Annotated in this window: 13 protein-coding genes; 3 read left to right on the top strand and 10 right to left on the bottom strand. The window is 39.0% G+C overall.

Going from position 1 to position 11,445, the window contains the following annotated elements; all coding sequences use genetic code 11:
- Positions 1-230 precede the first annotated feature (230 nt).
- Positions 231-407 carry a hypothetical protein gene (locus tag ACTB00_RS17190; RefSeq protein ID WP_463301163.1) on the top strand — a complete coding sequence of 59 codons (177 nt, stop codon included), beginning with the start codon at positions 231-233 and terminating at the stop codon, positions 405-407.
- On the opposite strand, the gene ACTB00_RS17185 is transcribed toward ACTB00_RS17190, so the two are convergent.
- The 5 genes from ACTB00_RS17185 to ACTB00_RS17165 form a co-directional block, all read right to left on the bottom strand.
- Complete coding sequence (locus ACTB00_RS17185; protein ID WP_463301143.1) at positions 324-677, bottom strand: transposase; 354 nt, start codon at positions 675-677, stop codon at positions 324-326. The genes ACTB00_RS17190 and ACTB00_RS17185 overlap by 84 nt on opposite strands.
- A gap of 110 nt (positions 678-787) precedes the next feature.
- Positions 788-964 carry a transposase gene (locus tag ACTB00_RS17180; protein ID WP_463301162.1) on the bottom strand — a complete coding sequence of 59 codons (177 nt, stop codon included), beginning with the start codon at positions 962-964 and terminating at the stop codon, positions 788-790.
- A gap of 324 nt (positions 965-1,288) precedes the next feature.
- The gene (locus ACTB00_RS17175; RefSeq protein WP_463301142.1) at positions 1,289-2,014 is read right to left on the bottom strand and encodes a tRNA threonylcarbamoyladenosine dehydratase; all 726 of its coding nucleotides are present in this window, start codon (positions 2,012-2,014) and stop codon (positions 1,289-1,291) included.
- The gene (locus tag ACTB00_RS17170) at positions 1,995-2,663 is read right to left on the bottom strand and encodes a TatD family hydrolase (protein WP_463301141.1); all 669 of its coding nucleotides are present in this window, start codon (positions 2,661-2,663) and stop codon (positions 1,995-1,997) included. Before ACTB00_RS17170 ends, ACTB00_RS17175 begins: the two co-directional genes overlap by 20 nt.
- A 1-nt stretch (position 2,664) precedes the next feature.
- Positions 2,665-3,078: a threonyl-tRNA synthetase editing domain-containing protein gene (locus tag ACTB00_RS17165; RefSeq protein ID WP_463301140.1), complete on the bottom strand. Its 414-nt coding sequence runs from the start codon at positions 3,076-3,078 to the stop codon at positions 2,665-2,667.
- 207 nt (positions 3,079-3,285) lie between these two features.
- Here ACTB00_RS17165 and ACTB00_RS17160 point away from each other — a divergent pair, with 207 nt between their 5' ends.
- Positions 3,286-5,475, top strand: coding sequence for a trypsin-like peptidase domain-containing protein (locus ACTB00_RS17160; protein WP_463301139.1), 2,190 nt, complete (start codon positions 3,286-3,288; stop codon positions 5,473-5,475).
- On the opposite strand, the gene ACTB00_RS17155 is transcribed toward ACTB00_RS17160, so the two are convergent.
- The 5 genes from ACTB00_RS17155 to ACTB00_RS17135 all read right to left on the bottom strand — a co-directional run bounded on the left by ACTB00_RS17155 (position 5,469) and on the right by ACTB00_RS17135 (position 10,185).
- Complete coding sequence (locus tag ACTB00_RS17155) at positions 5,469-6,884, bottom strand: TlpA family protein disulfide reductase (RefSeq protein ID WP_463301138.1); 1,416 nt, start codon at positions 6,882-6,884, stop codon at positions 5,469-5,471. The genes ACTB00_RS17160 and ACTB00_RS17155 overlap by 7 nt on opposite strands.
- The gene (locus ACTB00_RS17150) at positions 6,856-7,968 is read right to left on the bottom strand and encodes a glycosyltransferase family protein (protein ID WP_463301137.1); all 1,113 of its coding nucleotides are present in this window, start codon (positions 7,966-7,968) and stop codon (positions 6,856-6,858) included. Before ACTB00_RS17150 ends, ACTB00_RS17155 begins: the two co-directional genes overlap by 29 nt.
- Before the next feature lie 72 nt (positions 7,969-8,040).
- Positions 8,041-9,075, bottom strand: coding sequence for a hypothetical protein (locus ACTB00_RS17145; RefSeq protein ID WP_463301136.1), 1,035 nt, complete (start codon positions 9,073-9,075; stop codon positions 8,041-8,043).
- Positions 9,059-9,613, bottom strand: a complete 555-nt coding sequence (locus tag ACTB00_RS17140; RefSeq protein ID WP_463301135.1) for a hypothetical protein — start codon at positions 9,611-9,613, stop codon at positions 9,059-9,061. Before ACTB00_RS17140 ends, ACTB00_RS17145 begins: the two co-directional genes overlap by 17 nt.
- Positions 9,614-9,624: 11 nt before the next feature.
- The gene (locus tag ACTB00_RS17135) at positions 9,625-10,185 is read right to left on the bottom strand and encodes an RNA polymerase sigma factor (RefSeq protein ID WP_463301134.1); all 561 of its coding nucleotides are present in this window, start codon (positions 10,183-10,185) and stop codon (positions 9,625-9,627) included.
- Positions 10,186-10,343: 158 nt separating this feature from the next.
- On the opposite strand from ACTB00_RS17135, the gene ACTB00_RS17130 reads away from it, so the two are divergent.
- On the top strand, positions 10,344-11,204 hold the full coding sequence (locus ACTB00_RS17130) for a cation diffusion facilitator family transporter (RefSeq protein ID WP_463301133.1): 861 nt from the start codon (positions 10,344-10,346) through the stop codon (positions 11,202-11,204).
- Positions 11,205-11,445: the final 241 nt, after the last annotated feature.

The following is an 11,445-nucleotide window of genomic DNA, read 5'->3' as shown; positions in this document are numbered from 1 at the left end:
TTAATATATTTTGTCTATATTTGAATCGTAATGTATTGATTATCAATCGAGACTATATCGATGCCTATCCGGTTAAGCGCTTTGAAAAATATTGATAATCAGCTTGGAAGAACGTTAGGTTCAAACCCCAGCTGAGTCACACTTCAAGACAACAAAAAACAACAAAAGCGCTTAAATCGAATGGTTTAGGCGCTTTTTTATTTTGCGGCAGATGCCAAAATATTCAATAAATGGGATCACCCGTAAAACCCGGTGGATTTCCATTTTCTCTGGCAAAAATTTTAGCTACTCTAAAAAGAAAGTATTTAATGTCGCTCACCCCTCTAAGTGCAGCCCTGAAAGCTTTTAGTTTTGCATTGAATGATTCTGCGGAAGCGTTGGTTACTTTTGTTGTCAAAAAAGTTTAGTATTTCTTTGTAATGCGTGTGGATAGTAGCCGATATTGTATTAAATGAACGAAAACCGGAATCGGCAACTTTATTATACCAGTGCGCCAGTTTGGTATATGCTACTGCCTTATCTTTTGTTTTGGAGAAAATAAGCCTTAAATCATGTGTTAAGTCAAATGCTTTTTTGATGTCGGGGTATTGGGCAAAAAGGATACTGGCCCTTTGTTTATGGGAAGGGCTCCATTTGTCGGCAGATTTAAACAACAGATACCTGCTGCGTGCCAGCAATTGTTTCTTTGTATCTCCATTGTCGAAGCGAAACGGGGTATAGATTTTATTATCCCACCTGGCATTGTCCCTGTCATTGGTTTCTTCATCAATGGCATCCCAACGATGTTTTATGCGTATCCCTGCAGGGCATCAAGGACAAGTTTCTGAACATGAAAGCGGTCGATAACACGTGTTGCTTTAGGAAAACATTGCTTTGCAATTTGGCCCATCGAACCGGCCATGTCAAGGGTTATTTCTTTGACTTTATCGCGCTCTTTGAGAGGGATGATTTTTAAAACATCGATAACATCTTCTGCTTTGCACGTTCCTTCCTGGATAAAAAACCAACTGAATGTTCGTTTTCATGCATAATTGAGCCAATTCTATTCATAGAAATTGAAATAAGAACGGAACTTCAATGGGTTACATATGTGATGCTCTCTCGCATTTCGGGATTTAAATCCGATGTGACAGTTAACGGACATTCAAAAAAAACAAAACTCAAACTTGAAGAAATTGTCGAAGAAAGGAATCTTTGCAACTTTGATTAGGTCGAACTGACGTTAATTAGCTTTACTTTGGGCAGGCTTGAAAAACTAAAGTCGTTTTGCTGAATTAGAATCGGAGCATCAGTCAATCGTTTTTCCCAATAGATCCTGAATTACCACAGAGGCACAATAACATCCAAAAATAGGTGGCATGTAGGATATTGTGCCGATTGCCGATTTCTTATTGCGTCCCTCTTCAATTCGGACTCTTTTTGGATCGACTTCTTCAGGCGAAAAAACCACTTTAACACCCTTTCGAATATCAATTTTATGCAGGCGCTTTCGAATCATTTTGGCCAACCTGCAATTGTAGCTTTTTGAAATATCGCTGCTTTGTACTTGCGATGGATCGAATTTTCCACCAGCCCCCATCGAACTAACAATTGGCAGCTTGGATTGCAGACTGTGAGAAATTAAGAAGACTTTAGGAGTCAGTGTGTCAATCGCATCAACCACGTAGTCGAAGGCTGATTCGTTGAGGATTTCTACCATTCGATCTTCTTTCAGGTATTCATTGACGATCTTGATTTTTAAGCCGGGGTTGATATCTAAAAAGCGTTTCCCGAGGATCTCAGCTTTTGATTCGCCCTCATTACTCGCCAACGCAGGAAGTTGCCTATTTCTATTGGTTTGTTCTACCACGTCGCCATCTACAATTGTAAGTTGACCGACTCCTGCCCGACATAATTGTTCGGCTGCATAGGCTCCCACACCGCCCAGCCCGATTACTAGCACGTGTGCTTTTGCCAACTTCTTTAATCCCTCTTCTCCCAGCATTAATGCTGTTCTATCTTGCCACTTCGCCATGTTCAAAAATTCTCTGATAGTTTTTCCAAATCGTTTCTTTTAAATCCCGGCTGTCTATTTCCAGAATTTGGGCTGCAAAAGTATAAATTGTTTCTATTTTTTCAGAACTTTCATCGGTTTCGAAGAATAATCTGTCCAATGGGATTTCTTTTAGGGATTGAACGAGCTTGTTTTCATTTTTCAGGATTCGGGCTCCAAGCGAAAAGTGAAAATTATGATTGAGCAATTGCTTTGTAGTTTGTAAGTTGCCTTGATAACCGTGCAAGATCCATGGAATTTCTACCTTTCTGTCCTTTTTGATTTTGATGATATCCGGATACGTTTTCACGGCATGAATGATGAGCGGTTTTTTGAGTTTTTCAGCCAAATCTATTTGACGAATGAATACCTGCTCTTGTAGCTCCAGCGAGGTGTCTATTGCCCGATCAAGTCCACATTCGCCAATGGCTAAAACATTTTTATACTGAGCCACTTTTGTTAGCTTTTCAATCATCTGATCCTGATCAAACGCTTTAATATCCCACGGGTGAAATCCAACCGAATAGTTTTGTTCCTGTCTTTCAGGAAATTCGAACTGAATTTGATAATTAACCAGTTGAATGCCGGCAACAGCTGATTGATGATGAGTATGTATATTTACCAATTTCATGTTACAAGCTAGCCCAAATTCGAGCCAATGAAAAGCCCGGAGCATCAATTTTTAAATCCAGAAAATAACCGAAGGGTGTTTGCGCCGTATCAAAGTCAGCATTTTGCAAACGTTTTTCAGCCAGATCAAATAACTCTTTCGTAAATTCAACGCTGGCTTTTGATTCTGATAAATGTGCAAAGGAATGCAGAATAATCCGTTTGCAGTCATTTTTTCGGGCTGTCCATTTGATATGATTGACGAGTTTCTTCTCTCGGCTTTTTACATCTTTTTCTTCGTCTTGTTCTTCAACTTGTATGAAGGCCAAAATACTGTCGCTATAGGAATTTCCCTCGGTCACTGTTTTAGCATCCTCCAAATTCTTTTCAGAAGGGACATAACTGAATTCGTTGACATACATGACTAATACTTTCATAAATTCTGTTTTAATCGTCTGATCGGTTTTTCAAAATTAGCTTCTTTGTTTCGAAAACCCTTAACTTAAGGTCACGGACCTATTTGATATTTTCGGTTTCGCTTCTATTACAAATTGTTAAAGACTCGAAACATCACACTAAATTATTCGCACTACTTAGAACGGCTCTTATTTAATTTTTTCTACATTTGGGTAGTCGTGAGATTTATGCAAGTATATCGAATAATAATCGCTTTGATGCTAATTGGGGGTTCAATTCCCGGTAGGGCACAGCTTTCTGATGGCGGAAAACCACTGGACATTTCCTATTCACTTTCGCTCAAAAGTAAATCGGTTGTAAGTCTGCCAGCGGTGAATAATGATTTGCTGTTGAAAAACAGTATTGCAAAATCGAATGAAAACAGGTTAAAGCCTTTTCGTTTTGCTGAACCGTTAGCGGTTAATCTGACTTCTCAGAACTCGGGGCAGTGGTTTGTATTAGATGATTACAAAGTATGGCAACTCATTATTACGTCTTCAGGTGCAAAATCCTTGAACCTTATTTTTGATCACTACAAATTGCCTGAAGATGGGCGGTTGTTTTTGTTCTCAGCTGACAGAAGAGATCTGATTGGAGCTTTTACGGCAAAGAATAATAAACCGAGCGGTACTTTTGCTACTTCTCCGGTAGTCGGTGATCAATTGGTCGTTCAGTACGAAGAACCACTTGATGCTGCATTTAGCGCAGAGTTATCCATTTCACAAGTAAATCATGATTTTGTTGGCGTAAAATCTTTAAAGTCTGATCGTCGGCCGCTCGGAGTTTCCGGATCATGTAACATCAATGTAAACTGTGATTTAGTTGAGGCTTATGAAAATGAAAGTAATGCCGCTTGCCGGATTATTGTCAGTGGAGTAGACTTATGCACAGGCGCTTTGGTTAATAACACGAATAATGATGGAACTCCATACGTTTACACGGCAGGGCACTGTATCGATTCAAATAAAAAGGCGTCAGAATCAATTTTCTTGTTCAACTATGAATCGCCCTATTGTGGAGATATTGATGGTGATGCCAGCCATTCGTTAAGTGGAAGTATTTTGAGAGCTGAATCGGATAAATTGGATTTCAGTCTGGTTGAATTAGGCACGATTCCTCCAGCCAACTACCGACCTTATTTTCTGGGATGGGAGCGGGGAGATACCCCTCCAGACTCAACGGTTTGTATTCATCATCCACTGGGCGATGTAAAAAAGATGGCTGTTGACAGGCATTCTCCGCAAATTAAAACTTATAGTTCTGATTATATTGATAATGCCCATTGGTTTATTGGTAATTGGGAGGAAGGTACAACAGAAGGTGGCTCGTCAGGTGCACCTTTAATCAATGATGAGCGACGTTTGGTCGGCTCGTTGACGGGAGGAGCGGCAACATGTGAAGCACCCAATCGCGACTATTTTGCACGCCTTGGAGTTGCTTGGGATTATTATTCTCAAGACAGTCAACAGCTCAAAAAATGGCTTGATCCATCCAATTCCAATTCAAGCTCGATTGATGGATTAAATCCATATTCAACAAATGAAACATGCGGTGCCTTTACCAATTTTAGAGATGAGGATACGCATGGGAATATTGCAATCGTAGAGCAAGGAGTATCAAAAGGTTACTGGAGTGGGAATAACAGGTACGGTTTTCAGGAATTTGCCGAAAAGTATACACTGACAAATCGTTCCGAAATTTCAGGAGTGTCGGTTGGTGTAGGAAAAGCATCTTTGGGGAATCTTAGTTCTGACGGAAAAATTCGTGTGTCAATATACGAAGGAACAGACTATCCAACGGATCTGATTTATGATCAGGATTTTAGTCTGGACGCCATTGATGAAGGGGTTATGAACTACCTCGAGTTTAACCAACGTGTAGTGACTGAAGGTAATTTTTTTGTTGCCTATTCGCTGGATCTGTTGCAACAGGAAGATACGTTTGCCGTTTATTTAGCAGAAAGAGAAGTTGATCCATTGAATTCATTTTATATAAAAGATGGAGCTGATTGGTATACTTATCAAGAAAAAACGAACTCATCAGAGGGCTCGGCACTTTTAATGGAGGTGGTGCTTTGCAATATTGATGCTGCAAGGGGGAAAGACACATTGAAAAATGCAAATCTTGAATTTGCGGTTTTCCCAAATCCTTTTCATTCCGATCAAAAATTAATGGTCAAATTCAAACAAGAGGTTAATCCTTTTATCGTGCAGGTTTTTGATTTAACGGGCAGACAAGTTAATGTGCAATATGAAAAGCCAGGAGATAAATGGCTTAGCTTTGATTTCTCGGGGCAGGCTCCCGGTAATTATTTTCTTAAGATTGTTGAGCGGAAGAAGCGATATTCCGCAAAAGTCGTATTTCTGGGTGACTATTGATTTGTGGTTGTCTTCTCCAAAATAATTTTCCTGGCCTGATCAACGGTTAGTTTTTTAACGATTATTTTTTTGTCTTTGTCGAGCAGATAGAGCATTGGGGTAGTTCGTGTGTTGTAGTTGATTTGAAAATTACTTACTCTGTTTGGATCCCAAACATTAATCCATCCGTTGAGTTCGTGTTCTTCAATAAAATCGAGCCATTCTCTTTTGTTATCCTGCGTGTTTACAGCCATGATTGTTAAAGCCGACGGATCAATCTCCATAAATACTTTTTCAAACAACTCAGGAATTTGTTTTTTACAGTGACCGCAGTTGGGTTCCCAAAAAGCGAGTAGGGTGTATGGCGTGCTGATTTGGTGCAAACTATGGTATTCTCCATCCGGATCTTCCAAGAGCAGTTCGTGGGCGGTTTCTCCAATCAAATTATTTTTTCGAAGGTAAACTTCCCGACGTATAGTTTCCAGCGTTTTTTCAGATGCCCAAAAGGCATCGCCGCTCAAATAATATTTTTCAGCTAAGGCAACAAATACGCTTTCCATGCCCATGTAATGCGATTGTACGCTGTTGTTTAAAATATAAGCTGTTAGGTTTTGAAAGATTTCGGGCTCGCTTTTGCCTTGTTCAATCAGCTCAATAGCTACAGGTAAAACCGAATCAGGATGTTGAATGAGTACCTGGCTGAAATAGTGATCTAAATGGTTGTGAATGGTTGGTGTTCTCCACATTCGCTTGTCAAACAAATCAAAATAATCCCAGTAGTGGTTTTTATTGAATTGATAGCGATTGATCCACAATAAGCTATCATTTGCTCGTATTTCTTTTGGCAGTTCAGATTCATTCAACTGTACCCGAATGTTGGATGCAACAAACTTACCATAGAAAGTATCATCATACTTTTTAGCTTCTTTTTTCCAGTATGCCTGAACTTCATTATCAAGTTCGGTCAGCTTTTGGTTGAGCACCTTCACTGAGTCTGATGACTTTGGCAGCTCTTGGAGCTTTTCTTTCAAAATCTTAGCTTTTGCCTTCTGGTCTTTCAAATAGTCCACGTATGTTTGAAATTGCTGGCTTTCCTTCGCTTTGCTAACTTTTATTTTTTTAGCTTCTTTACTGATAGACAGTGATTGGTCGTTTCCCAGTAAAAAATCTTGTAGTTGGTTTGCATCAAAATATAGCGTGTAAATACCCTCCGGGAGAAGCTCGTTTCCCGAAAACTGACCTTTGCCGTTTTCATTGAGTACTATGGTATCATTGGCAAAAATTTTTCCATTATAATAATGGGCCAACACCACGGTGTCATTTCTATGTTCAGGAAAATCGAGTTGGATTGTTAGGGGGTGGGCGCAAAGTGATTTTGTAAATAAAGCAAGAATCAGAAGACTATATAAGATCGTATATTTTTTGTGCATTGTAAGTGTTCGAAAATTGGGTTTCCAATATGGTTTTCCGCTGTTCTATTTCATTGGGGGTAATTTCTTCTTCATACTTTTGCTGGATCAGCTGAATCATGTCTTTTATATTGTCAGCCACGTAACACAAATGGGCAAGTCCGGTATTTTCTACCATCGGCGAATTTGTAATACAATGGCGCCCAAGAAACAAGGAAGCCAACAGCTTTAGTTTCAATCCGGTTGCCTGAAAAGTTGGAATCAGACTTATTTGAGCATTCTGAATAAGCTGGTCCATGACTTTTATTTCGGGGTCAACTACCAGTGAAACATGTGGGAGGTCGTTGATTCTTTTAATCATGCTTTCGGGCGGATTTTTACCCGCTATTACAACTGACAAAGTCAATTCAGAAAAAATGCGATCCAACAAATAGTTCACCGCTTTTTGGTTTTCGCTAACGCTTAGATTTCCATGAAATAAAATGTAATCGCCTTGCCCTGTTTTTACGTTTACCTTATCAAACGGATGAAAAGCCGGTATGAATTTACCCATCCGATATTTTGTTTTGAAATATTTCGTGTCTTCGGGTGAGATACTGAGAATGTCGGAAGCTAGTTTCAATTTTTTCTCGAAACACCTAAGTTTAATTGCTTCTTGCTTAAAATAGTATTGTTTGAAAACACGTTTCTCTGCCAGGCTTAAATACCTGTAATAGTGATGCTCGATGTTGTGGGTACGTACAATTTTTTGATAGGCACCCAATAGCGGATGATTGAGATAGTAACAGGTATGAAGTCCTTCAAACAGGATGGGGACAATTTCTTCCTGCAAATTTTTAAGCAACCGCTTAGACTGGCGGGTTCCCACAATGTAGGGGCGCGATGAAAATAAATAAAGAGGTCCCGATTTGCGTTTATAATAATGAACCTTGTAGCAATATTTCTCAAGTTCTTTTGATTCTTCGCGACCGTAATGAAAGCAGTGCAGAATAATTTCGATATCGGCAGCTGCCAGATGCTTTATTTTATAGAAAACGTCAATAATACCACCATAGTTGGGTGGATAAGGAATATTAAAGCTAACTATGTGCAGTCGTTTCTTCATGTAAAGACTAAAAGTAAAAAAAAACCGCAAGTATAGTACTTCCGGTTTCTATTTTTACAACAGGTCTTTTTGTTAGTTTTCGAGTTTGATGCCACCATAACGGCTTTTTATGGTCACTTTGGCTTTTGTTGCATTGCCAATAGTGCCTTGCACGCTATAGCGGTGGTCTTCTTTTTCGCGATTGCCGACAAATTTTTCTTCCGGATATTTGACATCGCAATAGTCGCAGCTTGCATTCAGATAATACTCGGCTTCATCCAGTCCAATTTCAATTCCTCCATAGCTGTTGGTAATATCAATGTTTTCAAACGTGTCAGCTACGTTATCAATTTGTACTGACCCATATTGAGTGTCGAGAACCAATGATTCCCCCAATTTTTCAATGTCGTAATTGGTGTATTTTGAATCTGCTTTTACACTGTTGACTTTCTCAATGGAAACACCATCGTATTTCGACTCAAGGGTTAACACATCAATTTCTTCAATATTTAATCCTGAGTATTTGGAATCGGCATATATCGACAGAGCTTGACCAATAAAAAGTTTGGAGTAGCGAATTTCGGTTTGTAAGTGGTTGACCGATTCAATATCGGCTTTCCCATAGGCAATCTCCATGTTAATCTTGCTGTTTTCAGGAGCCAGCAAATCGCCGGTGCTGATGTTTCCGTAGCTGATGTCAAATTTACCGTTCGCATTCAGCTTGTTGACAACGACATCGCCAAATTTATTGGCAACTGTTAAATTGCGGTCGGCAGGAATATTGATGGTGTAATCGATTGAAAAATTTCGCTTGGTTTTAAAATCGTCCTTAATTTCCGTTTCAACCCTTAGTAAATTCCCAATCCGGTTGACCTTTATTTCAATTTGATCAAGCAGATACTCGGCTTTTCCTTCATTTGAATTTTCAACCGTTATCAGTGCATCCACAATAATCGAATCGCCACCGAAGTCATTAATGGTAATGGTTCCAAATTTATTGGTAATGTCCAACGATTGGATGACCGATTTTAGGTAAGCACTGTGTTCATCTCGCGTATATTCATCAGCTTGTGCCGATAGATACAGCAGCCCAAAAAACAGGAATAATAGTTTAAATTTCAGTTTCATTATGTGTCAGTTTTTGTTGTTTTACTTCCTCTAGCTTGTTAATAATTATCTTGATCACGCTAAGCTTTGCCTGGTAATATTCCAGCATTGCGTTAATCACCCGTTCATCATCAGGATTTGCTTCTAGTTCTTTTTGAAGTTGGTTTTGCATCTGATCGAACTCCTGCATTTCATTTTCCATCATTTGCTGGTCAGCTTCAGAAATAAATCCTTCCTGATTCAGCTTGTCCCATTCGTTCAAACTCTGGTCGATTGATGAAGTATAATAAAACTCTACTTCTCCATATTCTTCTGAAACCGACGCTAAAGTGGCTTCCTGATTTTGCTCTGGGGTAAAATACATTCGAAGCTGATTGCCCAAAAGTAGCGCAAAGATAACTGCAGCGGCTATTTGTAAGAACAATTTTCTATTCCATTTTTTCTGATGCCTGAACTTATGATCCAATTTGGCTTCAAACCGATCAAAATGTCCTTGCGGCGCATCATCTTCAAATGCTTCTCTGTTTTCCCGAAATATCTTTTCCAGTCTATCACTCATTGTCTTCGGTATTAGTTAATTGAAAATACTTCATCCTTTTTTAGATAATCACGTAACTTTCTTTTGGCCCGCAGCAATTGGGAACGCGATGATGAATTACTGATGTTTAGTATTTCCGAAATTTCATCATGATCGTAACCTTCCAATAAATACAAGCTGAGCACAACACGATATCCATCCGGAAGTTGGAAAATAGCTTGCTTTATTTTTTGCACATCCACTTCTTTGATTTCCATCAGTGGATTTTCAACCACTTTCTCGGTAGCGCGTTCGTCCAATTCTTCGAGCTGTACTTTTCTTTTTTTTAGATGATCCAACGAACGGTTTACAACAATCCTTTTCAGCCAGGCTCCAAAACTTACCTGGCCCGAGTAAGTTTTAATTTTTCTGAAGGCATTTAAAAACGCTTCCTGCATGATGTCTTCAGCTTCGGCTTCGTTACCCACAATTCGCAAGCTGGTGTTGTACATCGATTTATAGTACAACCTATAAAGCTGAAATTGTGCATCACGTTCTTCTGCTTTGCAACGGTCAATCACATCTTGATGGATATTTTTATAAAGAGCTTCCAAGTGCTTTGTCGTTTCTGATTGAAAGACGATCAGTAAAACAAGATTGTTGCATTAATGTGAATATTTTTCTGTATTCTTTGAACCTGACAACAAAATTATGAATTATAATAGTTTTACTGACTGTAAGAAATTAGTTTTGTAATAAATCACAACCAATTATGGGACACGACCACACACATACACACAAGCGATTGAAGATTACGATCATCCTCAATGTCGTCATTACCTTGGCACAAATAGTCGGAGGGATAATTTCAGGAAGTTTAGCTTTAATATCTGACGCTCTCCACAATTTGAGCGATGGTTTTGCAGTTGCGCTGGCTTATATTGCCGATCGCTTGGGCAATAAAGAAAAAACATCTAAAAGTACGTTTGGGTATAAACGTGCTGAGATTTTAGCTGCCTTTATCAACGCCTTGATTCTGATTGCTATTTCATTTTACCTGATGGTTGAAGCTGTAAAACGTTATATCGATCCACAAGTAATTGACTTTAGATGGATGCTGTGGCTTGGCCTTTTAGGTGTTGTTGCCAATGGTTTTTCGGTATTTTTATTACATGGAGATCAGCACCATAGCTTGAATATAAAAGCAGCTTACCTGCATTTGATGGGCGATGCATTAACTTCTTTAGCGGTTATTGCAGGAGCCATATGCATCTGGCAATGGAACTGGTATTGGATTGATCCAACAGTGACCCTGTTAATCAGTTTTTACCTGTTGTTTCACACCTATAAGCTATTAAAAGAATCGACTGAAATACTGATGCAATTTGCACCACCCAATATTCTTCCCGAAGAAGTTGCTGAAAGGCTCTCAAAGCATCAACTGGTCAGCAAAATATATCATGTTCATATTTGGCGATTGACCGATAAAACAGTTCACTTTGAAGCGCATGTAGTCTTAACGAACGATCAAAAAATATCGGAAACAAAACTGGTGAACGAAGATCTTGTTAAAATTCTCAAAGAGGAATTTAATATTCAGCACATTACCTTGCAGTTTGAATGTGATGGATAGTTAACGTAATCGTTGAAAGTCTTGCTTATTTTACATCAAACCACAACCGTAGCGGTTAATCAGCTGCAAGTAGCGCTGTTGAAAGTCTTGCTTATTTTACATCAAACCACAACATTCAAAGTAATTGAATTTCCTTCCACGGTGTTGAAAGTCTTGCTTATTTTACATCAAACCACAACCAATTCTTGGTGTGTTCAACGAGAACTATAGTTGAAAGTCTTGCTTATTTTACATCAAACCA

It is taken from the genome of Sunxiuqinia sp., from assembly GCF_055140945.1.
Note: the sequence above shows the minus strand (reverse complement) of the source record. Positions and strands in the feature narration are given on the sequence as shown.